This window comes from Erwinia sp. INIA01 (genome assembly GCF_025947915.1).
Lineage (GTDB): Bacteria > Pseudomonadota > Gammaproteobacteria > Enterobacterales > Enterobacteriaceae > Erwinia > Erwinia coffeiphila.
This window is the reverse complement of the sequence record NZ_JAPDNC010000013.1, coordinates 108,785-132,209: the sequence shown is the minus strand read 5'-3', so window position 1 is coordinate 132,209 and position 23,425 is coordinate 108,785. Positions and strand designations below refer to the sequence as shown.

The following is a 23,425-nucleotide window of genomic DNA, read 5'->3' as shown; positions in this document are numbered from 1 at the left end:
GATTTTTATTTTTCCGGGTCGATCACATTTTCAGAACCGTACATTGCATGTTTTTTGTTCGTAAGTATAAATATCGTTATCGATAACGTTAAACAAGTGTTAATAAAAAATGGCGATTGAAACTTTTAACCTGAGCACACTTCCTGGAAAAATCAGCGATATCGGCCGCCGCAGCAGCGCGCTGTTCGAGCTGTTGCAGCAGCAGATCGTGCTCGGCATCCTGCCGCCGATGTCGGTGGTGCTGGAGCTGGATCTGGCGCAGCGCTTTGGCTACAGCCAGAGCACGGTGCGCGAAGCGCTGCTGGCGCTCCAGCAGGAAGGTCTGGTTCATCGTCAGCCGCACCGGGGAACACAAATCTCGCCCTGCACCGAACAGGAAGCGATAGAAATGATCCACATCCGCCACGATATTGAGTGCCGCGCCGTATCGCGCGTGCTGGAGCTGACGGCGGACGCCCGCGCCCAGCTGCGCACCCTGCTGCTGAAGGATATCGAGGCGATGATCGCCGCCGCCCGCGCCGGGGATGAATACCTGCTCTCCTGCTACGACCGCGCATTCCACCTGCGGCTTTACAGCTGCGCGCAGCTGCCCAACGTGGAGCCGATCCTCAAGCGCTGCCTGGTGCACAACCATCGTTATAAAATTCTGCACTGCGGCGGCGGCGACACCTCGCGGCTGCTGGACAGCGCCGAACGCCACCACCTGCTGATCGACGCCATCGACGGCGGGGACAGCGCGGCGCTGGTCGCCTGCCTGTCGCACCATATTCGCACAGCCGTTGATTTCGGGCCGGACCTGACCCAGCCGGACGCGGGGAAAATGCTATGAGCCTGAGCGGTGTACCTTCAGCGGAGATGAGCGCGCTGCTGCGAGAACTCCAGCAGGAAGATGCCGGGCTGCCGGACCCGACCACGCTCTCCCCCGCCGAGGGCCGGGCGCAGGCGGAGCGCGGCAACCGGCGCTGGAATCAGCAGCTGCCGCCGATGGCGCAGGTGACGCCGTTTACGCTGCAGGAAGCCGGGAAACCGACGATTACCGGTACGCTGTACACCCCGGAAAACGCCGGGCCTGGGGCGATCGTCTACGTTCACGGCGGCGGCTGGGCGTTTTGCAGCGCCGCCAGTCACCAGCGCAGTGCGCGGGTGCTGGCCGTCGAAAGCGGCGTGCCGGTGCTGCTGTTTGATTATCGCCTGGCCCCGGAACACCCTTATCCCGCCGGGCTGGAGGACACGCAGCGCCTGTGGCAGCAGCTCAGCAGCGGCAAGCTGTTCCCGCATCTGGACCGCCAGCGTCTGGGGCTGGCCGGAGACAGCGCCGGGGCCAATCTGGCCGTGGCGCTGATGCTCTCACTGCCGGAAGACGCCGTTCGCCCCTGCTGCGGCCTGCTGTTTTACGGCGTGTACGGCGCGGATTTTACCACCGCCTCTTACCAGCAGTTCGCCAGCGGCCCCGGTCTGACCCGCGAGAAAATGCAGCGCTACTGGCACTGGTATCAACCGGATACGGAGGCGCGCCAGCAGCCGCTGATTGCCCCGCTGCACGCCAGCGATGCGGCGCTGAAGGCGCTGCCGCCGCTGTGGCTGAATGCGGCAGAAATCGATCCGCTGTGTAGCGACAGCGAGCTGTTCGCCGCCCGCCTGCACGCGCTGGGACGAGACGATCGCCTGAGCATCGTCCCCGGCGTGGTCCACGGTTTTATGCAGATGACCCTGCGCCTGCCTGCGGCAGTGACGGCACACAAGGAGGCGGCCCATGCCTGGCATCACCTGACGCGATAAATCGCGACTGAACCCTACAGCTATCCTGCAAACTTATAAAATAATCAGGAGCACAAGAAATGAAACGAGTAATGTCATCGCTGACGTTAGCGGCCTCCCTTTGCCTGTCGGCTACCGCCAGCCAGGCCGCCACCGTCCACTACTGGTATCACCTGGATAATGCCGACAACACCATGTCGGATTTAATTAGCAAATTCGAAAAAGCCAACCCGGGAATTAAGATCGACGCGGAGAATATTCCGTGGAACAGCTATTACGATAATCTTTATACCTCGCTGGTGGGCGGCAACGCGCCGGATGCCGCGATGGTGAAAAGCTTCGCCCTGCCGCGCCTGCACGAGATGGAAGCCCTGGAACCGCTGGATGACTACATCAATAAATGGTCCGGCAAAGGCGACCTGTTGGAAAATACGGTGGATATCGCCCGTGGCGGCATGGATAAACAGTATTACCTGCCGGTGCAATATATCGTCTCCTACCTCTATTACCGCACCGACTATTTCGAGAAGGCCGGACTGACGCCGCCAAAAACCTGTGATGAGTTTTATGCCGATATTAAGAAATTAACTCAGGACACGAACGGCGACGGCAAAACCGATATTTACGGCTTTGGATTCCGCGGCGGCGTCGGCGGCCAGGATATGTGGGCACCGCTGGTGATGCCGGCCGGTGGCGAATTCAGCAAGGGCGGGCTGACCAAACCGGCCGTGCTACAGGCCAGCCAGCGTATTGTCGATGCCTACAAGGCCGGTGAGTTCCCACCTTCCGCCACCACCGACGGCTTTAAGGACATTATCGGCGCGTTTAAAGCGGGCAAAACCGCGATGACCATCCACCATATCGGCTCGGCCAACGATCTGGTGGCGGTGCTGGGCGATAAAGTCTCCGCCGTGCCGCTGCCTGCGTGTAATGAAAAACGCTGGGCACCGATCGCCGTGGAATCTAACGCCATCTTCGCTACCGCCGCCGACAAAGAGGCGACGTGGAAGTGGATCGCCTTCCTCTCCAGCCACGAAAACAACGCGCAGTTTAACCGCGCCACCGGGCAGCTGCCGGTGACCAAAAGCGACACCAAAACGTGGAAAACCCATCCGCAGCGCTTTATCGACGCCACCGTCAATTCGCTGCCGGACGCCCACGACTACCCGAATACGCCGCAGCTCTCTGACTTCATCAACACCGTCTGGCCGGTCAACATGCAGCAGGCGATGCTGGGGCAGATCACCGTTGAGCAGATGAACCGCAAAATCGAATCCCTGTTCAGCCCGCAGTAATAAGGGCCGAACTGCCACTTTGAGGTGTGATTATGGTGATGGAAAATTCTCTCGCCCCGCCCCGGCTGCGCCGTACCGGGCTGGCCAGGCGCGTGCTGCCCTATGCGCTGCTCTCTCCCGCTGTGCTGGTGACGCTGGCAATTGTCTTCCTGCCGATGGTGCAGGCCGCGTGGATGAGCTTTCATGATTACGTGTTGTGGAAGCCAAAGGCGTTTACGTTCAGCGGGTTGAATAACTGGTACAAGATGTTTGCCGACGAGGTGTTCTGGACCTCACTGAAACACACGGCGATCTGGATCGGCGTGACCATTCCCGCCCAGCTGCTGCTGGGACTGGTTACCGCGCTGTTGCTTAACCAGCAGTTTTTCTGGCGGCCGCTGGCCCGTGCGCTGATCATCATTCCGTGGGCGCTGCCCAGCGTGGTGATTGCGCTGATGTGGGCGTGGATCTACGATCCGAACTACGGCGTGCTGAACGACTTCCTGCTGCGCATGAAGCTGATCACCACGTCGATCGGCTGGCTGTCGAACCCGGACACCGCGCTGTATGCGGTGATCCTGACGCTGACCTGGCAGGGCTTCCCGTTCTTCACGGTGATGATCCTCGCCGCGCTTCAGTCGATTCCGCAGAGCTATTATGAAGCCGCTTCGCTGGACGGGGCCGGGCGCTGGAAGCAGTTCTGGCACATCACCCTGCCGGGGATCTCCGGCGTGCTGCTGACCGCCGTGCTGCTGCGCATTATCTGGGTGGCTAACTCGATCGATGTGATCTTCGTGATGACCGGCGGCGGCCCCGGCTATTCCACCTACACCCTGCCGCTCTATTCGTTTATCAAAGCGCGCACCAATCTGGACTTCGGCTACGGCTCGGCGCTGGCGGTCAGCTTCACCCTGATGCTGCTGGTTCTGGTCGTGATCTACCTGCGCCGCACCATGCGGAGGGTTGCATAATGGTAATTAACAAATCTCTGCCCAGGCGTTTGCTGACAATACATCTGCCGATGCTGGCGATCCTCGCCTTCACGCTCGGCCCCTATATCTGGATGTTCTTCACCGCCATCACGCCAAAAGAGCGGTTGTTTACCACCGGACCGGGTATCAGCCATCCGACGTTTGAGAACTTCACTAACCTGTTTGCCCGCGTCGGTTTTCTGGAAAACATGATGCACAGCGCCATCGTGGCGAGCGGCACCGTGGTGCTCGGCCTGCTGTTGAGTATCCCGGCGGCGTATGCCTTCTCGCGCTTTAACTTTCGCGGCAAGCGGGTGCTGCTGATGCAGTTCCTGGTGATCAATATGTTTCCGGTGGTGCTGCTGATCCTGCCGCTGTTTGTGCTGATGAAGCAGATCGGCCTGCTGGACTCGCATCTGGGGCTGATTATCGCCAACTCCACCGTCGCCATCCCGTTCTCTATCTGGATGATGACCAGCTACATCAACGGCATTCCGAAATCGGTGGATGAAGCGGCGATGACCGACGGCTGTAGCCGCCTGCAGGCGATGTGGAAAGTGGTGCTACCGCTCTGCACGCCGGGCGTGGTCGCCACCGGTATCTACATCTTTATCACCGCCTGGAACGAGTATCTCTACGCCCTGACCCTCGGCGGGCGCAACGTCAAAACCATTACCGTCGCCATTCAAAAGCTGATCGGCGAATACCAGATCGAATGGGGACTGCTCAGCGCGGGCGGCATTATCGGTGCCCTGCCCGCCACCGTGCTGTTCCTTATCGTACAAAAACGTTTAATCAGTGGCATGACACAAGGCGCAGTCAAAGGCTGACGGCGCAGGAGGATGTAATGAATAACCCGGTTGGCATTATTTCAATGCAGTTTGTTCGTCCGTTTTTAAGCAAGGATCTGTCGCTGTTCAGCCATATCCGCGAGCTGGGCTTCGATTTTATCGAGCTGCTGGTTCCCGAGCCGGAAGACCAGCTTAATCTGCACGAGGTGCGCCAGGCGGTGGCCGACAGCGGGCTGGGCGTGGTGCTGGCGGCCAGGGTCAATATGCAGCGCAGCATCGCCAGTGAAAACGCCGCCGCGCGCCAGGGCGGTATCGACTACCTGCGCTACTGCATCGACAGCGCCGCGCAGCTGGGGGCCACCATCGTTGGCGGCCCGCTGTACGGTGAACCGCTGGTGTTCGCCGGGCGTGCGCCCACCCCGGCCGATGATGCGCAGATTGCCCGCCGCCTTGAAGCCACCGTCAGCGCCCTGCGCCAGGTGGCCCCGCAGGCCGCAGACGGCGGCGTGGCGCTGGCGCTGGAGCCGCTGAACCGTTTTGAAACCGATATCGTCTGCTCCGTGGCGCAGGGGATTGAGGTGGTGGACGCCGTTGACCATCCGGCGCTGGGGCTGCTGCTGGATACCTTCCATATGAATATGGAAGAGAGCAGCCTGCCGGGGGCGATCCGCGCTGCCGGTTCGCGCATTGTCCACTTCCAGGCCAATGAAAATCATCGCGGCTTCCCCGGCACCGGCCACGTCAACTGGGCCGAGGTGATGCGCGCCCTGCACGACGTCGACTATCGCGGCCCGGTGTCGCTGGAACCGTTCCGCCGCGACGACTGGCGGGTCGGTCTGCCGATAGCCCACTGGCGCGCGCCGCATGAAGATGAATCAGAAAAATTACGCGCCGGGCTGGCGCTGGTGAAATCCTCTTTAACCTTTGCAGGAGTGGCCGGATGAGTTTAACCATTGGCTGGGTCGGCTGCGGCCGACACGCAACGCAGATGCTGCTGCCGCAGCTGGCACCGAACAACGTGACTCTGGGCGCAGTCTGCGACCTGAATCCACAGGCCGCGCAGGACGTGGCCCGCCACTACGGCGTCTCGGCGGTTTACAGCGATTTTCAACAGCTGCTGGCGCACCCGGGGCTGGATGCTATCGGCATGGCGGTGGGTCCGCAGCAGCACGAGGAGTTTGCCATTGCGGCGCTGAAGCGCGGGCTGCCGGTGTTTATTGAGAAGCCGCCGGGCGGCAGCGCCGAGGGCGCGCAGGCGATTGCCGCTGCCTCCCGCAGTACCGGCGTGGCGGCCTACGTCGGCTTTATGAAGCGCTATTCTACTGGCAACAAGATTGCCAGAAACGTACTGCGCAGCGGCGACTTCGGCGACGTGCTCGGCTTCCAGGGTAACTATATGACCGCGCCGGGCTACTTTACCGGTGCGGTGGACTACACCAGTTTCTACCTGCATCACTGCGTGCATTATATGGATCTGATGCCGTGGCTGGTCGGCGCGGAAATCGTTGATTTGCAGGCAAGAGCGCTGGAGCATCGCCCCGGCCATCTGCTGGCGCATCTGAATATGGCCTTTGCCAACGGCGCGATCGGTACGCTGGTGATGGGCACCGTGCAGTCGCGCGGCACGCCGATGGAAAACATCACCGTGATGGGCAACCACCAGCGCATTGAGGTGGATAACGTGATTAACGTCGCCTGGCACCGCGACCCGCCGTTTAAGGCCGAGGATGAGCTGGCGCGGCTGGATAACGCCAGCGATACCCTGTGCTGGACGCCGAACTTTACCGCCGCCGCCAATGAGGATCATAAGGGCTACCACGCGCTGCTGCGCGATGTGTTCCGCGGGATGAAGGGCGAGAGCAGCCAGGCACCGACCATTGAGGACGGCGTGCGCGCAATGCAGAATCTGGAGCGGATGATCGCCGCGATTAATCAGCAGCTGCGGCAGAAATAGCGGGGGCTGAGACTGGATCAAGAGCGGACGATCGCCGCCATAATCAGCCGTTGCGGCAGAGTTAGCCGGGGCAGGAGCTGAGGCCGGAACTGGAACTGGAACTGGAACAGTCTGTAAACGAGAAACGAGAAGGGCCGGAAATACCGGCCCTTCTTTGTCACACAATATCTACGCCAGCACTATCGCCGCTTCAGCAGCAGGAACACGCTGACCGCAAAGAACGCGGCACTTGGCAGCAGCGCGCCCAGCAGCGGCGGAATATGGTAAACCAGGCTTAACGGACCAAAAATCTGGTCCAGCACGTAGAACAGGAAGCCGAAGCTAATCCCCACCACCACGCGAAAGCCCATCGACACGCTGCGCAGCGGGCCGAAGATAAACGACAGCGCCATCAGCATCATCACCGCCACCGACAGCGGCTGGAAGATTTTGCTCCACATATTCAGCTGATAGCGGCCGGGCGTCTGCCCGCTCTGCTCAAGGTATTTGGTGTAGTTATACAGGCCACGGATCGACAGCGCTTCCGGGTCCAGCGCCACCACGCCCAGCTTGTCCGGCGTCAGCGAGGTTTTCCACTCGCCGCTCAACGTCTGGCTGCCCTTCACCTGTTCCGGATCGGTCAGGTCCGACTGGTCAACCTGCGCCAGCTCCCACACCTTTTTCTCGGCGTTGTATTTCGCCGAGGCCGCATAGCGCACCGACTGTAGCCGACGATCGTGGTTAAAGCTGTAAATACTGATCCCGGCCAGCTGGTTATCATCGCGAATACGCTCGATAAAAATAAAGTTATCGCCGTCTTTCGCCCACAGCCCGCCCTGCGTGGAGAGCAGCGAGCCGCCCACCAGCTGCTGAGCGCGGTAGTTACGCGCCATCTGCTCGCCCTGCGGCGCAACAAATTCACCGATGGCCATGGTCAGCAGCACCAGCGGAATCGCCGTTTTCATCACCGAAGCGGCAATTTGCAGGCGGGTAAAGCCGGATGCCTGCATCACCACCAGCTCGCTGCGCTGGGCCAGCGTACCCAGGCCCAGCAGCGCACCTAGCAGCGCCGCCATCGGGAAGAAGATCTCGATATCTTTCGGCACGCTGAGCATGGTATACAGCCAGGCCCCGGCGGCGGTGTATTCGCCCTGCCCGGTTTTGCGCAGCTGATCGACAAATTTGATGATGCCGGAGAGCGACACCAGCATAAACAGCGTCGCCATGATGGTGTTGAATATCGTTTTACCGATATAGCGGTCAAGAACGCCAAACATCAGACTGTGCCTCTCTTGTTAAACCGCGCGCGCAGACGACGCATCGGCACCGTATCCCACATATTCAGCAGCACAGCCAGGCCCAGATAGCCCAGGTTAACCGCCCACATCCAGACGGCCGGATCGATGCGGCCTTTGCTACCGCTGGAGCGCAGGGAGCTTTGCAGCAGGAAGAACACCAGATACAGCAGCATGGCGGGCAGCATCGACAGCACGCGCCCCTGACGCGGGTTGACCACGCTAAGCGGCACCACCATCAGCGCCATCACCAGCACCGAGAAGATCAGCGTCAGACGCCAGTGCAGCTCGCTGCGGAAATCGGCTTTATCCGACTGCCACAAGGCTAACAGCGAGGCCTGTTCCGAATCGTTCGGGTCCAGCGTGACCGTCTGATGGCCGACGATGGCCTGATAGTTTTTGAAATCGGTAATGCGGAAATCACGCAGCATGGCGGTGCCCTCAAAGCGGGTACCGTTGTCCAGCGTCACCACCTGGGAGCCGTCCGCGCGCTGATTCATATGACCATGATCGGCCACCACCACCGACGGGCGGGCATTGCCTTTCGGCCGCAGCTGCGCGAGAAAAACGCTGTCAAAGCTGTTGCCTTTCACGTTTTCAATAAACAGCACCGACTGGCCGTCGGAGGACTGCTGGAACTGCCCCGCCGCCAGGGCTGCCGCACCGGGGTTGGCCTTGGCGTTCTGCATCACTTCGTTCTGATGGCGCGATGACCAGGGGCCAAGCCAGCCGACGTTTACCGCCGCCAGTAGCGCAGTAAACAGCATCAGCACCATCGCCGCTTTGACCAGCACGTTTTTGCCCAAACCGCAGGCGTGCATCACGGTGATTTCACTCTCGGTGTATAACCGGCCAAGCGTCATCAAAATGGCTAAAAACAGGCTCAGTGGCAGGATAAGTTGTGCCATTTCCGGCACGCCAAGGCCCAATAATGTCAGTACTAAATTTGTTGGGATTTCGCCATCAACCGCGGCTCCTAAAATCCTGACTAACTTCTGGCAAAAGAAGATCAGCAGCAGGATGAACAGGATTGCCAGCTGGCTTTTGAGCATTTCCCGAACCAGATATCTAATGATGATCACGCTGAATACGCCTGTGAAAACTTGTCTTTTTGCAGGAAAATCGCTAGTTTCATCGCTTATACGCCATTTTTTCTCATCAATGGCCCTGTCATAGCTAAAATAGTATGGCAATAAATCGCGTTCTGGTGATGAAAAAACAAAAAATTATCACCGAAACTCAATCTGACGTTCGTGACTAAACGACGTTTACGCAACGGCACATTTCGTTACGCAAGCGACATATACTAGCCGCAGCAAGCGCCGTTGTCTTTAAGATTCAGGAGAGTGCATGGAGTTCAGTGTAAAAAGCGGTAGCCCGGAAAAACAGCGCAGTGCCTGTATTGTGGTGGGCGTATTTGAACCGCGCCGGCTGTCACCGATTGCTGAACAGCTGGATAAAATCAGCGATGGCTACATCAGCGCCCTGCTGCGCCGTGGTGAACTGGAAGGGAAAGTGGGGCAGACGTTGCTGCTGCACCATGTGCCAAACATTCTCTCTGAGCGTATTTTGCTGATTGGCTGCGGCAAAGAGCGGGAGCTCGACGAGCGCCAGTACAAGCAGGTCATTCAGAAAACCATCAACACCCTGAACGACACCGGTTCAATGGAAGCCGTTTGCTTCCTCACCGAGCTGCACGTTAAAGGGCGCAACACCTACTGGAAAGTGCGCCAGGCGGTTGAAACCTCGAAAGAGACGCTCTACAGCTTCGATCAGCTGAAAAGCAATAAGATTGAGCCGCGTCGCCCGCTGCGCAAGCTGGTATTCAATGTGCCAACCCGCCGCGAGCTGACCAGCGGCGAGCGCGCAATCCAGCACGGTCTGGCGGTTGCTGCCGGCGTGAAGGCGGCGAAAGACCTCGGCAATATGCCACCGAATATCTGTAACGCGGCTTACCTTGCCTCGCAGGCGCGTCAGCTGGCGGATGCCTACAGCAAAAACATCACCACCCGCGTCATCGGCGAACAGCAGATGAAAGAGCTGGGGATGAATGCCTACCTTGCCGTCGGTGCCGGGTCGCAGAATGAATCGCTGATGTCGGTTATCGAGTACAAAGGCAACCCGGATGCGGAAGCGCGCCCGATCGTGCTGGTCGGCAAAGGCGTTACCTTCGATACCGGCGGCATCTCGCTGAAGCCGGGCGAAGCGATGGATGAAATGAAGTACGATATGTGCGGCGCGGCCTCGGTGTACGGCGTGATGCGCATGGTCGCTGAACTGAATCTGCCGCTGAACGTGGTGGGTGTGCTGGCGGGCTGTGAAAACATGCCCGGTGGCCGCGCCTATCGTCCGGGCGACGTGCTGACCACCATGTCCGGCCAGACGGTAGAAGTGCTGAATACCGACGCCGAAGGCCGTCTGGTGCTGTGCGATGCGCTGACCTACGTTGAGCGCTTCGAACCGGAAGTGGTGATCGACGTGGCGACGCTGACCGGGGCCTGCGTCATTGCGCTGGGCCACCATATCAGCGGCCTGCTGTCGAACCATAATCCGCTGGCGCACGAGCTGATCAGCGCGTCTGAACAGGCCGGTGACCGCGCGTGGCGTCTGCCGATGGCCGACGAGTACCAGGAGCAGCTGGACTCCAACTTTGCCGATATGGCAAACATTGGTGGCCGTCCAGGCGGAGCGATTACCGCCGCCTGCTTCCTGGCGCGCTTTGCCCGTAAGTACAACTGGGCACACCTCGACGTTGCCGGAACCGCATGGCGCTCCGGTAAAGCGAAAGGCGCAACCGGTCGCCCTGTCGCGCTGCTGTCTCAGTTCCTGCTTAACCGCGCCGGTCTGAACGGCGACGATTAACAGCATCGAGCGGGAAGCGATACGGCTTCCCGCCGGGGCGGAGACACACTTCGCCCGCGGCTGATGACATAACCCTGCAATGGCGGACTCCAATCCGCCGTTGCTGTTTTTTCTCCAACCAGGCCTGATGCATGAAAAACGCAACGTTCTATCTGCTGGAAACCGATACGCCGGTCGGCGGGCTGAGCGCGCAGGAAGCGCTGGTCTGCGATCTGGCGGAGGCCCGCTGGCGTGACGGCAAACGCGTGCTGATAGCCTGTGAAGACGAAGCGCAGGCTATCCGGCTGGACGAGGCCCTGTGGCAACGCCCCGCCAGCGCCTTTGTGCCGCATAATCTGGCCGGTGAGGGCCCGAAATACGGCGCGCCGGTCGAACTGGCCTGGCCGCAGCGCCGGGGCAATGCACCGCGCGATCTGCTGATCAGCCTGCTGCCGCAGTTTGCAGATTTTGCCACCGCTTTCTATGAAGTGATAGACTTCGTACCCTATGAAGAATCTTTGAAACAGCTGGCGCGCGATCGCTACAAAGTGTATCGCAGCGTTGGATTCCACTTGAATACGGCAACGCCGCCCTTGCCACCAACGACATAGCAGAACATGGAAAAGACATATAACCCGCAAGATATCGAGCAGCCGCTTTACGAGCACTGGGAAAAGCAGGGCTACTTCAAACCAAATGGCGATACCAGCCAGGAAAGCTTCTGCATCATGATCCCGCCGCCGAACGTCACCGGTAGCTTGCATATGGGTCACGCCTTCCAGCAGACCATTATGGACACCATGATCCGCTACCAGCGTATGCAGGGGAAAAACACCCTGTGGCAGGCGGGGACCGACCATGCCGGTATCGCTACTCAGATGGTAGTTGAGCGCAAAATCGCTGCCGAAGAAGGTAAAACCCGTCAGGACTACGGCCGTGACGCGTTTATCGAAAAAATCTGGCAGTGGAAGGAAGAGTCCGGCGGCACCATCACCCGCCAGATGCGCCGCCTCGGCAACTCGGTTGACTGGGAGCGCGAGCGCTTCACCATGGATGAAGGCCTGTCCAACGCGGTGAAAGAAGTGTTTGTGCGCCTGCATAAAGAGAACCTGATCTACCGCGGCAAGCGCCTGGTCAACTGGGATCCTAAACTGCGTACCGCCATCTCCGATCTGGAAGTGGAGAACCGCGAATCCAAAGGGTCAATGTGGCACCTGCGCTACCCGCTGGCCGACGGGGTGAAAACCGCCGACGGTAAAGACTATCTGGTCGTCGCTACCACCCGCCCGGAAACCGTGCTCGGTGATACCGGCGTGGCCGTGAACCCGGAAGATCCGCGCTATAAAGATCTGATCGGCAAGTTCCTGGTGCTGCCGCTGGTTAACCGCCGTATTCCAATCGTTGGCGATGAACACGCCGATATGGAAAAAGGCACCGGCTGCGTGAAGATCACCCCGGCGCACGACTTTAACGACTACGAAGTGGGCCGCCGCCACAAGTTGCCGATGATCAACATCCTGACCTTCGACGGTGATATCCGCGAATCCGCTCAGGTGTTTGATACCAACGGCGAAGAGTGCGACGACCACGGCACAGAGATCCCGCAGGCGTTCCAGAAGCTGGAGCGCTTTGCCGCGCGTAAAGCCATTGTGGCCGCCATGGACGAGCTGGGCCTGCTGGATGAAATCAAACCTCACGATCTGACCGTACCTTACGGCGATCGCGGCGGCGTGGTCATCGAGCCAATGCTGACCGACCAGTGGTACGTGCGTACCGCACCGCTGGCGAAAGTCGCGGTAGAAGCGGTAGAAAACGGCGATATCCAGTTCGTACCTAAGCAGTATGAAAACATGTACTTCTCGTGGATGCGTGATATCCAGGACTGGTGCATCTCCCGTCAGCTGTGGTGGGGCCACCGCATTCCGGCCTGGTACGATGCTGAAGGCAACGTCTATGTGGCACGTAACGAAGCGGAAGCGCGCGCGGAAAACAACATCGCCGACGACGTGGTGCTGACCCAGGACGAAGACGTACTGGATACCTGGTTCTCTTCCGGTCTGTGGACCTTCTCTACCCTCGGCTGGCCGGAGAATACCGAAGCGCTGCGCACCTTCCACCCGACCAGCGTGCTGGTCAGCGGCTTCGACATTATCTTCTTCTGGATTGCGCGCATGATCATGCTGACCATGCACTTCATCAAAGACGAAGACGGCAAGCCGCAGGTTCCATTCAAAACCGTGTATATGACCGGCCTGATCCGCGATGACGAAGGGCAGAAGATGTCCAAGTCGAAGGGTAACGTTATCGATCCGCTGGATATGGTTGACGGTATTTCGCTGGAAGACCTGCTGGAAAAACGTACCGGCAATATGATGCAGCCGCAGCTGGCGGAGAAAATCCGCAAGCGCACCGAGAAGCAGTTCCCGAACGGCATTGAGCCACACGGCACCGATGCCCTGCGCTTTACTCTGGCGGCGCTGGCCTCGACCGGTCGCGACATCAACTGGGATATGAAGCGCCTGGAAGGCTACCGCAACTTCTGTAACAAGCTGTGGAACGCCAGCCGCTTTGTACTGATGAACACCGAAGAGCACGATTGCGGCTTCAACGGCGGCGAACTGGAGCTGTCGCTGGCGGATCGCTGGATACTGGCTGAGTTTAATCAGACGGTGAAAGCCTACCGTGACGCGCTGGACAGCTATCGCTTTGATATCGCTGCCGGTATTCTGTACGAGTTCACCTGGAACCAGTTCTGCGACTGGTATCTGGAGCTGGCTAAGCCGGTGATGAACGGCGGTACTGAAGCCCAGCTGCGCGGCACGCGTAATACGCTGGTGACGGTGCTGGAAGCCCTGCTGCGCCTGGCGCATCCGATTATTCCATTCATTACCGAAACCATCTGGCAGCGTGTGAAAGTGCTGAAGAACATCAGCGACGACACCATTATGCTGCAGCCGATGCCGGAGTTTGACGCGGCTCGCGTGGATGAGGTGGCGATGGCGGATACCGAGTGGCTGAAGCAGGCGATTGTCGCGGTGCGTAATATTCGCAACGAGATGAACATCTCTCCGGCCAAGCCGCTGGATGTGCTGCTGCGCGGTGCCAGCGATGATGCGGCTCGCCGCGTGAACGAAAACCACAACTTCCTGAAGACGCTGGCGCGTCTGGATAAGCTGGAGCTGCTGGCAGCCGGTGATAAAGGTCCGGTGTCGGTGACCAAGCTGGTTGACGGTGCCGAGCTGCTGATCCCGATGGCCGAACTGGTGGATAAAAACGCCGAGCTGGAGCGTCTGGCGAAGGAAGTGGGCAAGATTGACGTTGAGATGGAGAAGATTACCGCCAAGCTGGGTAACGAAGGTTTTGTTGCCCGCGCGCCGGAAGCGGTTGTCGCCAAGGAGCGCGAGCGTCTGGCTGACTTCGAGCAGGCTAAGATCAAGCTGATCGAACAGCAGGGCGTGATTGCCGCACTGTAAGTTTTCTCAGCGAGTCTGATGATGAAAAACCGCCGTCTTTTGATGGCGGTTTTTTTTTGGCGTTTTACGGCTGCCGGAAGAGTGGTGATGCAGGCACGATTTTGGCAGCAAATGAGGCTGTGCGTTGAGGGAACACTCTCGGTTTAGCGGATGTGCTGGGTTTAGGAAGCTGCTGCAGGTTTGGGGAATGTGCGCCCGTCCCGGCGGTCTGCGGGCGGTCCTCGCGCCGTGCTTCGCACGATGCCTTCGGTTACGGCATCCGGCCTTTCGGACCGGACAGGAGCGGGCGTCCTGCCCGCGCCTGGCCTGGCGCCCGCATCCATGCTGTCGCCTCCGGGCCTGCTGCCTGCACCTCAGCGCTGCGGATTGCCCACCGGCCGCCGGGACGGGCCCACTTCATCCATCCTGCTGGCTTTTAAAGTACCGTTTAATAGCAAAAAACGGTTACCCCTCTACGCTTTCACTTCCGTAGTTGGAACATGGCCACTGAGTGTGAAAAGAAGTCTCATCACTCATCTCTTAGAATCTGAAAACGACAATGAAGTCACTCAGCGGTCGGGCAATCCGCAGCGCTGAGTACAGGGAGGAAGCCAGGATTCGCCAGCACGGACGCACACGCAAGCAGCCAGAGCCGCAATAATCGTTCCTGCAGCCTGCTCCTGAGCGACTAAGCGGGCGGGCTGTGCTCACGATCGGGCAATCCACAGCGCTGAGTGCAGAGAGGAAGCCAGGATTCGCCTGCATGGACGCAGGCGAAAGGCACAGCCGCGCAGGACGCGCGTCTGTGCCGATCCGTCCGGCTGACGAACGAAGCGAGGGGACCGCAAAGCGGCGCGAGGACCGACCCGACCGGGAGTACAGCCCGCCAGCCAGACACCGGAGCCTGTACCCTATTCCGCCGCCCGAATCACCTTAATTCGCTCCGGCATATCCGGGTGAGTGCTCATCCATTCTGGTAAACTCAGCCCGCGACTCTCCTTCTCGCCCGACTGCTGAAGCTGACCGTAAATTTCCGCCATCGCCGACAGCGACCGCCCCTGAGCCTTCATCTGCGCAATCGCATACGCATCCGCTTCCCGCTCCATGCCGCGCGAAAACTGCATCTGATGCACGAAAGCAGCCGACTGTAACAGCGTATCACTAATGCCGCTGACGTCACCGGTCAGCCACATATAGCTCAGCGATATCAGCGACGAACGCACCAGCATCCGCATCGGGTGGCGGTAATGATGATGGCCAATCTCATGCAGCATCACCGCCGCCAGCGCATCGTCGCTTTTCGCCATGCGCACCAGATCATCACTGACCACCAGCGTACCGTCCGCCAGCATAAAGGCGTTCGCGCCGCCGTCGAAATGCATAACCTTCAACCGCAGCGGAACCGCGTCCTGCTTCATCTCACCGGGAATAACACGGCTAAACAGACGATCCATGCGCTGCTGCTGCTCCGGCGTCAGTTTGCCGTCGCTAAAGCCGCTGCTCTGCAACAGCGTCAGAGTTTGCTGCCCCACCTGCCGCTCCACGTAAGCCGGCATATTTGAAGCCAGCGCGCTGCTGGCGGCAGGCAGGATGACCCAGACATACAGAGCGATAGCGGCCAGCGTCGCCAGCAGGGTCAGCCCGACGCCGCGACGATGACGCTCCAGACGATGAACCAGGCCAGGACGATGGCGCTGCTGCCACCACTGACGAAACGCCGCATCATCATCCGGCACAAAGCGCCCGCCGTCGGAAAAGCTCAGCGTCAGGGGGATGCTACCCAGCGCATCGGATACCGAAATCGCATTGAGTAACATAATCTGCTGCTGCCCGTTGCGGTCCAGTACCAGGTGCCGCTCATACAACGTGAGACGGGCAGCCTCGCGAGCTGCCCGTCCGGGAGATTGATAGTAGCCGTTAAGCTGCAAAATCAGATTCCCGCATTCAGATCGAAAGCAGAAACCACCTCTTCCGCCACCGCCGTACGGGTCGAATCGTGGTGGGCCATCACTTCATCCAGCGAAATATCGCCCTCCAGCTCGGTGCTGTTAGCCAGATAGCGCGCCAGGCGGATTTCAGCAATCGGGGCACCCAGTCCAAGGGTGAAGATCACGATCAGCGTGTTAGTCAGCGTCAGAGCCAGGAAAGCGCCCGTCGACAGCGTTGACTTCAGGCGCAGCTTATCGCCCAGCCGGGTCTGGCCGAAAACATAATTGCGTTGAGCCACCACTAAATAAGCTGAGGAGACTAAACCACCGAACAGAATGACCAGGAAGGTCAGGAAAATATTCAGCACGTTGCCGGCCATCATATTACCCAGCATCTCCGGATCGTTAACGCCCATTGCCGAAGCATAGATGATTGAGGCAAACAGAGAACCAATCAACAGGCCACCGATAATCAGGAACGGCAGCATAATCAGGAAGCTGATCAATACCATTTTAATAAATGTCTTTTTGCTCAGCTCGGCTTTAAACGACAGCTGACCAAATGCCATATTATTGATATACAGATCGTGATTCAGCGCAGCAACAGTCCCCTGTATTGCCGCCAGCCCCACCAGATACAGTACGAAGCAAATCACGCCGACGGTCATTGTGGTGCTGATATTACCGCTGGTCGCACCTGCCGCGCCGATCATGCCGACCACCAGTAACAGTGCAAAAACCATCAGCACCGGTGCCAGATACATCGTCCAGTATGCTCGACCAATACGGCAGTGGTAGTTAAAGCGTACACCGCGGAAGCTGCTCATCAGCGCGTTGTAGCGCCAGCTGCGGATTATGATCCACGGGATGAGCGCAAAGAAGGCCAGCATCGCTACCAGAGTCAGGGTCGGGGAGATAGAGGAAATAATAAAGAACAGTACCAGACCGATAAAAACAATAATACGGCCAATAAGCAGGTTGATTGGCCGGGCGTGATAATCAAAACGATCGCCAGCAATTTCAGTATTACCATAGAAATAGCGACGGCGGCGTACGGTGGCCCAGGCAGAATATATCCCTAACGTCACCATGGTCAGTAATGCATTGACTAACCAGATTGAGAAATATTCACCGGCGCGGCCGTGAAACAGAACCGGATGGCGCTGAGAATGCGAGGTATTGTTTTCCATTAGATTTTCTTCCTGAAAATAAGAGAGCTAAATAATAATTCAGAATATGAAAGCGGTATAACTGCCTGCTATTTAATCATGGTGCCGATGGCCAAACAATGGAATAGTTATCATTAAGATTAACCCTGGTATTGCCGGGAGATCACTCATCCGCGCATTGCATCATCGCCTCAGCAATGTTATTACACTTACCTGCTGCCGAACTGCTACGAGCCTGATTTATGACAACCGCGATTCAATCTACCCTGACTGTGCAAGTACGTCCGATTACGCTTGCTGATAATCCCCATATTGCTGCGGTGATCCGTACGGTTTCTGCTGAATTTGGTTTAACGGCGGATAAAGGCTATACGGTTTCCGACCCGAACCTCGATCGTTTGTATGAGCTGTACAGTGAGGCGAACAGCGCCTACTGGGTGGTAGAAGTGGAAGGTAAGGTGGTTGGCGGTGGCGGTTTGGCTCCGTTGCAGGGTGGTGATGCGGACGTTTGCGAATTGCAGAAGATGTATTTCCTGCCGGAGGCTCGCGGTCTTGGCGTGGCACGAAATCTGGCATTGCAGGCGCTGGAGTTTGGCCGTGAGCGTGGGTTTAAACGCTGCTATCTGGAAACCACCGCGTCACTGACGCGCGCGATTCGTCTGTATGAGCATCTTGGTTTTCAGCATATCGATGGCCCGATGGGCTATACCGGGCATGTGGATTGTGAAGTCACAATGCTGAAGGCGCTTTAATTTTACCTGAGTCGCCTGAACGCTGGTGCTTTCGCTGAATGGTGTTGATTAAGATTTGATGTTATTTGCCTGAGTCGCCTGAACTTTAGTGCTCTCGCTGACTGGTGGTGGCTTCGGTCGGGCGGGTCCTCGCGCCGCGTTGCGGTCCCTTCTCTTCGTTCGTCAGCCTGTCGGACCGCCACAGACTGGGCTTCCTGCCCAGACCGTGCCTTTCGCCCACGTCCGTGTGGGCGAATCCTGGCTTCCTCTCTCTGTTCAGCGCTGCGGATGCACCGACCGAAGCCACCGCCAGTCCGCTGATAACGTCTGCGTTGCATGAAAAACGGACACACCAACCAACAGCCCATCAGCAAATAAAGTCTGCGTTACTGGAAAAACGCGCACCCTGTGTGAAGGGAGAGCGGCCTCTGCGGCTGACTGACAATCCGAAGCGCTGAGGAGCAGGCTGTGGGACCGGAGAGACCAGCAGGGATGCTGGGCTCAGGCGCAGCGCGGGCAGGACGCCCGCTCTGCGCCGATCCGAAAGGCCCGCAGCCGAAGCCGAAGGCACCGCGAAGCGGCGCGAGGACCGTCCGGCAGCCGCAGAGGCCGCTCTCCGTATTCCCAGGCTAACCAGCTAACCAGCTAACCAGCTAACCAGCTAACCTGCGATAAATTAAAAATCCGGCATCCCGCTATGGAAACGCAGTTCGCTATCCGGCTCGCTGATTAAGCGGGCTTCGGTTTCACCAAACTTCCGTACCCGCGCGCTGATATCCTGCCCGGAAATCAGCGTCGCCAGCGCCAGATAATCCTGATAGTGGCGCGCTTCCGAACGCAGCAGCGAGACGTAGAAGGCCGACAGCTCGTCATCCAGATACGGCGCCAGGCTGGCAAAGCGCTCGCAGGAACGCGCTTCGATATAGGCGCTGCAAATCAGCTTATCCACCAGCGTCTGCGGCTCATAGGTGGCGACTTCTCGCAGCAGCCCTTTGGCATAGCGGCTGGCGGTAATTTTCGCATAGGGAATATTCCGCGCCTGCATAATCTCCAACACCTGATAAAAATGATGCAGCTCTTCTTTGATCAGCAGCACCATCTTATCCACCAGCTCGTCACCGTAGGGCGCTTCTTCGCGGGTAATAATGGTTTTAGACAGCGCCCGGTGCTGTTCAAGAAACGTCAGGTCGCTGTGCGAATTGTGGACAAAGTTTTCCCACGGCTTCAGCCACGCCAGCAGCGCATCGCCGCTGGCTTTATCGGCCACGTACTTACGGATCAGCCACATGGCGGTTTGTGCCGCTTTTAGCTCACAGACCAGATGATCGGTCAGCAGCAGGGCCAGATTTTGCGGTTTACGCGCTTCGTCGATCCACGCCTGCGGTGTGCGGCAAAGCAGGAAGCCGTGAATGGGAGCAAGGAGATGTTCGATATTCATCATTCGGACCAGAAAGGAAAGAATCAGCACACCGCAGAGAGCCTGCGGCGTGCACTATGCGGGATTAGTGACGTACGCCGTTATCTTCCTCGTCGTCTGCCTCATCTTCACCGTCTTCATCTTCGTCCTGAGCATCAGGATCTTCGAAGTAGGTGCCCCAGCCGTCGTAGTCAACGTTGAATTTCGCCACCAGATCCACCAGCTGTTCAACCTGCTTGTCGATCAGATCCGCGTTCAGCGCGCCTTCGCTCAGGATATCGCAGCACATTACGGTGGTGCCGTCTTCCAGCTCCAGCTCTTCCGGCTCGGTGACTTCATAACCCAGTTTGAACGCTTCTACCGCCGCCTTCTCCAGCGCGTCAAAGCTGTCGCAGGAAAAATGATGCTCAATCGTATACAGCGCATCAGGATCGCTACCGTCTTCCAGCAGCTCTTCGATAATTAACCGCGTCTCTTCACGCTGCTCAGCCAAAAATGCTTCATTAGCCATGATCCGTTCCTTAATTTATGGGTCTTGTTTGATTATTTTCCCACAGCGCCCTCTGCGCCACTACCTTTATACAAAAGTTTCTGCACGCCGGGGTTGAAAATGAATATTCATACGGTTAGATTGAATTTAAATTCATTAAAGATTACCTGGAGTGCTTTATGAGTCATCTGTACCAACGTCATTTCCTCAGGCTGCTGGATTTTACCCCCGCCGAAATCAACGGCTTACTCGCTCTGGCCTCAACGCTTAAGACCGATAAGAAAAACGGTGAAGAAATTCAGCATCTGAAAGGCAAGAATATTGCGCTCATCTTCGAAAAAGACTCGACCCGTACCCGATGCTCTTTCGAAGTTGCCGCTTACGACCAGGGCGCTAACGTCACCTATCTTGGCCCAAGCGGTAGCCAGATCGGCCACAAAGAGTCGATGAAGGACACGGCTCGCGTGCTGGGACGGATGTATGACGGTATTCAGTATCGCGGCCACGGCCAGGCGCTGGTGGAATCGCTGGCTGAACATGCCGGGGTGCCGGTATGGAACGGCCTGACCAATGAGTTCCACCCGACCCAGCTGCTGGCCGATCTGCTGACCATGCAGGAACATCTGCCGGAGAAAGCCTTCAGCCAGATGACCTTCGCCTACGTTGGTGACGCGCGTAACAATATGGGTAACTCCATGCTGGAAGCGGCGGCGCTGGTGGGTCTGGATCTGCGCCTGGTAGCGCCGAAAGGCTGCTGGCCGGATGAAAAGCTGGTGCAAGAGTGTCGCACAGCGGCAGAGAAAACCGGTGGCAAAATTACCCTGACCGAAGACATTGCGGCGGGTGTAAAAGGCGCTGACTTTATCTATACCGACGTCTGGGTTTCCATGGGCGAGCCGAAAGAAGTCTGGGCCGAACGTATTGCGCTGCTGCGTAGCTATCAGGTCAATACGGCGATGCTGGAACTGACCGGTAATCCGCAGGTGAAGTTCCTGCACTGTCTGCCCGCTTTCCACGACGATCAAACCACGCTGGGCCAGCAGATGGCCCAACAGTACGATCTGCACGGCGGTATGGAAGTCACCGATGAGGTGTTTGAATCTGCGCACAGCGTAGTGTTCGATCAGGCGGAAAACCGTCTGCATACCATCAAAGCGGTGATGGTGGCGACGCTGGCAAAACTGTAGTAATCCGGCGGGAGGCAAACGATTACCCGGCGCGCGATTTTCACTTGCCGTGCCGTTTCGAATGCGTATAATGCCCCCCGTTTGCCGGGAGGAACCATGCCACAGAACGCTATCAACATCACCGTTCACCCACGTCTGTACACAGGCGGGCAGTGCCGTTTTTCCTTCCGTTGCAAGACCGATCATCAGAAGAAAGCCCCTCATTGAGGGGCTTTTTTTTGTCCTTTTTTCAGTACCGGCACGCGTAGAGGAGAGTGAACATGGCGACTATTGCCAATCCGCTATATCACAAACATATTATTTCGATTAACGATCTCAACCGTGAAGAGCTGGAACTGGTGCTGCGCACCGCCGCCAGCCTGAAGGCGAATCCTCAGCCGGAACTGCTGAAACATAAAGTGATTGCCAGCTGCTTCTTCGAAGCATCGACCCGTACCCGCCTGTCGTTTGAAACGGCGATTCACCGCCTCGGTGCTTCCGTAGTGGGCTTTGCCGACGGCAGCAACACCTCGCTGGGTAAAAAGGGCGAAACGCTGGCGGATACCATTTCGGTGATTGGCACCTACGTCGATGCGATTGTGATGCGCCATCCGCAGGAAGGCGCTGCACGCCTGGCGACCGAGTTTTCCGGCGGCATCCCGATCCTGAACGCCGGTGACGGCGCGAACCAGCATCCGACGCAGACCCTGCTGGATTTGTTTACCCTGCAGGAAACGCAGGGCCGTCTGAACAACCTGCACGTGGCGATGGTCGGCGATCTGAAATATGGCCGCACCGTTCACTCGCTGACTCAGGCGCTGGCCAAGTTCGAAGGCAACCGTTTCTACTTTATCGCGCCGGATGCGCTGGCCATGCCGACCTACATTACCGATATGCTGGATGAAAAAGGTATTGTCTGGACCCGCCACGATAATATTGAAGAGGTGGTGCCGCAGGTGGATATTCTGTATATGACCCGAGTGCAGAAAGAGCGCCTGGACCCGTCGGAATACGCTAACGTCAAGGCCCAGTTTATTCTGCGCGCCAGCGACCTGGCCCACGCCCGCGACAATATGAAAGTGCTGCATCCGCTGCCGCGCATCGATGAGATCGATACCGACGTCGACAGCACGCCTTATGCCTGGTACTTCCAGCAGGCAGGCAACGGTATCTACGCACGCCAGGCGCTGCTGGCGCTGGTACTCAACAGCGAACTGGCTAATCAGGAGAAGCATGATGACGCACGATAATAAATTACAGGTAGAAGCGATTAAATGCGGCACCGTGATTGACCATATCCCGGCGCAGGTGGGCTTTAAGCTGCTTTCCCTTTTCCGCCTGACCGAAACCGATCAGCGCATCACCATCGGCCTGAACCTGCCGTCTGGCGAGATGGGGCGCAAGGATATCATCAAGATCGAGAATACATTCCTCACCGACGATCAGATCAACCAGCTGGCGCTCTACGCGCCGCACGCCACGGTTAACCGCATTGATGATTACGACGTGGTGGCGAAAAGCTCCCCGACGCTGCCGGAACGCATTGAGCGCGTGCTGACCTGCCCGAACAGCAACTGCATCAGCCGCAACGAGCCGGTGTATTCCAGCTTCGCGGTGAAAGCACGCAACGCCAGTCTCTACCTCAAGTGTAAATACTGTGAGAAAGAGTTTGCCCACCATGTGGTTATGGCAAACGACTGATTCCTGTTTGCAGGTTTGAGCCGATATGGTAAATATCGCTGGGGCGCGCTAAGTCGCCCCGCAAACCTCAGACACATTCAGGAGAAACTATGTCTCGCGAAATCAGTACTGAAAACGCCCCGGCAGCGATTGGCCCCTATGTTCAGGGCGTCGATCTCGGCAGCATGATTATCACTTCTGGCCAGATCCCGGTAGATCCAAAAACCGGCAGCGTGCCCGATGATATTACCGCGCAGGCGCGTCAGTCGCTGGAAAACGTACGGGCCATCGTGGAAGCGGCCGGTCTGAAAGTCGGTGATATTGTGAAAACCACCGTATTTGTGAAAGATCTGAACGACTTCACCACGGTGAATGCCGCATACGAAGCCTTCTTTACCGAGCATCAGGCCAGCTTCCCGGCGCGTTCCTGCGTGGAAGTGGCTCGTCTGCCGAAAGATGTGAAGATTGAGATCGAAGCGATCGCCGTTCGTCGCTAAAGGTGCGGGCGGAGGCTTCCGCCCCGCATTGA

At 58.0% G+C, this 23,425-nt stretch carries 21 protein-coding genes; 15 read left to right on the top strand and 6 right to left on the bottom strand.

The genetic code is table 11. The features are described from left to right. Positions 1-109: 109 nt before the first annotated feature. From OMR58_RS21340 to OMR58_RS21310, 7 genes are read left to right on the top strand one after another with little or no spacing between them, the layout of a single operon-like run. Positions 110-829, top strand: a complete 720-nt coding sequence (locus tag OMR58_RS21340; RefSeq protein ID WP_200563645.1) for a GntR family transcriptional regulator — start codon at positions 110-112, stop codon at positions 827-829. Next, positions 826-1,779, top strand: a complete 954-nt coding sequence (locus OMR58_RS21335; protein WP_264546866.1) for an alpha/beta hydrolase — start codon at positions 826-828, stop codon at positions 1,777-1,779. The genes OMR58_RS21340 and OMR58_RS21335 overlap by 4 nt, the downstream gene beginning before the upstream one ends. Before the next feature lie 59 nt (positions 1,780-1,838). Continuing rightward, positions 1,839-3,053, top strand: coding sequence for an ABC transporter substrate-binding protein (locus OMR58_RS21330; protein ID WP_200546585.1), 1,215 nt, complete (start codon positions 1,839-1,841; stop codon positions 3,051-3,053). A 32-nt stretch (positions 3,054-3,085) separates the two neighbouring features. After that, positions 3,086-4,003 carry a carbohydrate ABC transporter permease gene (locus OMR58_RS21325; protein ID WP_200546584.1) on the top strand — a complete coding sequence of 306 codons (918 nt, stop codon included), beginning with the start codon at positions 3,086-3,088 and terminating at the stop codon, positions 4,001-4,003. Further along, positions 4,003-4,833, top strand: a complete 831-nt coding sequence (locus OMR58_RS21320) for a carbohydrate ABC transporter permease (protein WP_264546865.1) — start codon at positions 4,003-4,005, stop codon at positions 4,831-4,833. Before OMR58_RS21325 ends, OMR58_RS21320 begins: the two co-directional genes overlap by 1 nt. Before the next feature lie 17 nt (positions 4,834-4,850). Then, a complete protein-coding gene (locus OMR58_RS21315) occupies positions 4,851-5,738 on the top strand; it encodes a sugar phosphate isomerase/epimerase family protein (protein WP_264546864.1) in 888 nt (295 codons plus the stop codon). After that, positions 5,735-6,748, top strand: coding sequence for a Gfo/Idh/MocA family protein (locus tag OMR58_RS21310; protein ID WP_264546863.1), 1,014 nt, complete (start codon positions 5,735-5,737; stop codon positions 6,746-6,748). Before OMR58_RS21315 ends, OMR58_RS21310 begins: the two co-directional genes overlap by 4 nt. 179 nt (positions 6,749-6,927) lie before the next feature. Here the strand turns inward: OMR58_RS21310 and lptG are convergent, their stop codons facing one another. Beyond that, a complete protein-coding gene (gene lptG, locus OMR58_RS21305; RefSeq protein ID WP_205066572.1) occupies positions 6,928-8,004 on the bottom strand; it encodes an LPS export ABC transporter permease LptG in 1,077 nt (358 codons plus the stop codon). Then, complete coding sequence (gene lptF / locus OMR58_RS21300; RefSeq protein WP_264546862.1) at positions 8,004-9,104, bottom strand: LPS export ABC transporter permease LptF; 1,101 nt, start codon at positions 9,102-9,104, stop codon at positions 8,004-8,006. Before lptF ends, lptG begins: the two co-directional genes overlap by 1 nt. Positions 9,105-9,372: 268 nt before the next feature. Here lptF and pepA point away from each other — a divergent pair, with 268 nt between their 5' ends. The 3 genes from pepA (at position 9,373) to OMR58_RS21285 (ending at position 14,336) form a co-directional block, all read left to right on the top strand. Then, the gene (pepA, locus tag OMR58_RS21295) at positions 9,373-10,884 is read left to right on the top strand and encodes a leucyl aminopeptidase (protein WP_264546861.1); all 1,512 of its coding nucleotides are present in this window, start codon (positions 9,373-9,375) and stop codon (positions 10,882-10,884) included. Between the two features lie 131 nt (positions 10,885-11,015). Beyond that, the gene (locus OMR58_RS21290) at positions 11,016-11,474 is read left to right on the top strand and encodes a DNA polymerase III subunit chi (protein WP_105592979.1); all 459 of its coding nucleotides are present in this window, start codon (positions 11,016-11,018) and stop codon (positions 11,472-11,474) included. 6 nt (positions 11,475-11,480) lie between these two features. Continuing rightward, positions 11,481-14,336 (top strand): valine--tRNA ligase, encoded by a 2,856-nt coding sequence (locus tag OMR58_RS21285; RefSeq protein ID WP_105592978.1) that lies wholly within the window; start codon positions 11,481-11,483, stop codon positions 14,334-14,336. A gap of 890 nt (positions 14,337-15,226) precedes the next feature. On the opposite strand, the gene OMR58_RS21280 is transcribed toward OMR58_RS21285, so the two are convergent. Both OMR58_RS21280 and OMR58_RS21275 read right to left on the bottom strand, forming a co-directional pair. Continuing rightward, a complete protein-coding gene (locus tag OMR58_RS21280) occupies positions 15,227-16,243 on the bottom strand; it encodes a M48 family metallopeptidase (RefSeq protein ID WP_264546860.1) in 1,017 nt (338 codons plus the stop codon). A 2-nt stretch (positions 16,244-16,245) separates the two neighbouring features. Beyond that, positions 16,246-17,433, bottom strand: a complete 1,188-nt coding sequence (locus OMR58_RS21275; protein WP_264546859.1) for a YjgN family protein — start codon at positions 17,431-17,433, stop codon at positions 16,246-16,248. 221 nt (positions 17,434-17,654) lie between these two features. Here OMR58_RS21275 and OMR58_RS21270 point away from each other — a divergent pair, with 221 nt between their 5' ends. After that, on the top strand, positions 17,655-18,164 hold the full coding sequence (locus tag OMR58_RS21270) for a GNAT family N-acetyltransferase (RefSeq protein ID WP_264546858.1): 510 nt from the start codon (positions 17,655-17,657) through the stop codon (positions 18,162-18,164). A 655-nt stretch (positions 18,165-18,819) separates the two neighbouring features. Here the strand turns inward: OMR58_RS21270 and miaE are convergent. After that, entirely contained in the window at positions 18,820-19,581 is a 762-nt protein-coding gene (miaE, locus tag OMR58_RS21265; RefSeq protein WP_105593111.1) for a tRNA isopentenyl-2-thiomethyl-A-37 hydroxylase MiaE, read from the bottom strand. Between the two features lie 64 nt (positions 19,582-19,645). Continuing rightward, positions 19,646-20,071, bottom strand: coding sequence for a ribonuclease E inhibitor RraB (gene rraB / locus OMR58_RS21260; RefSeq protein WP_105592974.1), 426 nt, complete (start codon positions 20,069-20,071; stop codon positions 19,646-19,648). Positions 20,072-20,229: 158 nt separating this feature from the next. On the opposite strand from rraB, the gene argF reads away from it, so the two are divergent. From argF to ridA, 4 genes are all read left to right on the top strand, one after another. Continuing rightward, a complete protein-coding gene (gene argF / locus OMR58_RS21255) occupies positions 20,230-21,237 on the top strand; it encodes an ornithine carbamoyltransferase (RefSeq protein ID WP_105592973.1) in 1,008 nt (335 codons plus the stop codon). Between the two features lie 269 nt (positions 21,238-21,506). Next, entirely contained in the window at positions 21,507-22,466 is a 960-nt protein-coding gene (gene pyrB / locus OMR58_RS21250; protein ID WP_205066796.1) for an aspartate carbamoyltransferase, read from the top strand. After that, positions 22,453-22,917: an aspartate carbamoyltransferase regulatory subunit gene (gene pyrI / locus OMR58_RS21245; protein ID WP_105592972.1), complete on the top strand. Its 465-nt coding sequence runs from the start codon at positions 22,453-22,455 to the stop codon at positions 22,915-22,917. Before pyrB ends, pyrI begins: the two co-directional genes overlap by 14 nt. Positions 22,918-23,006: 89 nt before the next feature. Then, positions 23,007-23,393 carry a 2-iminobutanoate/2-iminopropanoate deaminase gene (ridA, locus tag OMR58_RS21240; protein WP_105592971.1) on the top strand — a complete coding sequence of 129 codons (387 nt, stop codon included), beginning with the start codon at positions 23,007-23,009 and terminating at the stop codon, positions 23,391-23,393. Positions 23,394-23,425: the final 32 nt, after the last annotated feature.

Coding starts and splice junctions, on each gene's coding strand:
- OMR58_RS21275 (WP_264546859.1), bottom strand. CDS start 17,433: ATGGAAAACAATACCTCGCATTCTCAGCGCCATCCGGTTCTGTTTCAC.
- OMR58_RS21325 (WP_200546584.1), top strand. CDS start 3,086: ATGGTGATGGAAAATTCTCTCGCCCCGCCCCGGCTGCGCCGTACCGGG.
- OMR58_RS21310 (WP_264546863.1), top strand. CDS start 5,735: ATGAGTTTAACCATTGGCTGGGTCGGCTGCGGCCGACACGCAACGCAG.
- miaE (WP_105593111.1), bottom strand. CDS start 19,581: ATGAATATCGAACATCTCCTTGCTCCCATTCACGGCTTCCTGCTTTGC.
- argF (WP_105592973.1), top strand. CDS start 20,230: ATGAGTCATCTGTACCAACGTCATTTCCTCAGGCTGCTGGATTTTACC.
- OMR58_RS21335 (WP_264546866.1), top strand. CDS start 826: ATGAGCCTGAGCGGTGTACCTTCAGCGGAGATGAGCGCGCTGCTGCGA.
- OMR58_RS21270 (WP_264546858.1), top strand. CDS start 17,655: ATGACAACCGCGATTCAATCTACCCTGACTGTGCAAGTACGTCCGATT.
- pyrI (WP_105592972.1), top strand. CDS start 22,453: ATGACGCACGATAATAAATTACAGGTAGAAGCGATTAAATGCGGCACC.
- OMR58_RS21290 (WP_105592979.1), top strand. CDS start 11,016: ATGAAAAACGCAACGTTCTATCTGCTGGAAACCGATACGCCGGTCGGC.
- lptG (WP_205066572.1), bottom strand. CDS start 8,004: ATGTTTGGCGTTCTTGACCGCTATATCGGTAAAACGATATTCAACACC.
- pepA (WP_264546861.1), top strand. CDS start 9,373: ATGGAGTTCAGTGTAAAAAGCGGTAGCCCGGAAAAACAGCGCAGTGCC.
- OMR58_RS21320 (WP_264546865.1), top strand. CDS start 4,003: ATGGTAATTAACAAATCTCTGCCCAGGCGTTTGCTGACAATACATCTG.
- OMR58_RS21315 (WP_264546864.1), top strand. CDS start 4,851: ATGAATAACCCGGTTGGCATTATTTCAATGCAGTTTGTTCGTCCGTTT.
- ridA (WP_105592971.1), top strand. CDS start 23,007: ATGTCTCGCGAAATCAGTACTGAAAACGCCCCGGCAGCGATTGGCCCC.
- OMR58_RS21340 (WP_200563645.1), top strand. CDS start 110: ATGGCGATTGAAACTTTTAACCTGAGCACACTTCCTGGAAAAATCAGC.
- OMR58_RS21330 (WP_200546585.1), top strand. CDS start 1,839: ATGAAACGAGTAATGTCATCGCTGACGTTAGCGGCCTCCCTTTGCCTG.
- rraB (WP_105592974.1), bottom strand. CDS start 20,071: ATGGCTAATGAAGCATTTTTGGCTGAGCAGCGTGAAGAGACGCGGTTA.
- OMR58_RS21285 (WP_105592978.1), top strand. CDS start 11,481: ATGGAAAAGACATATAACCCGCAAGATATCGAGCAGCCGCTTTACGAG.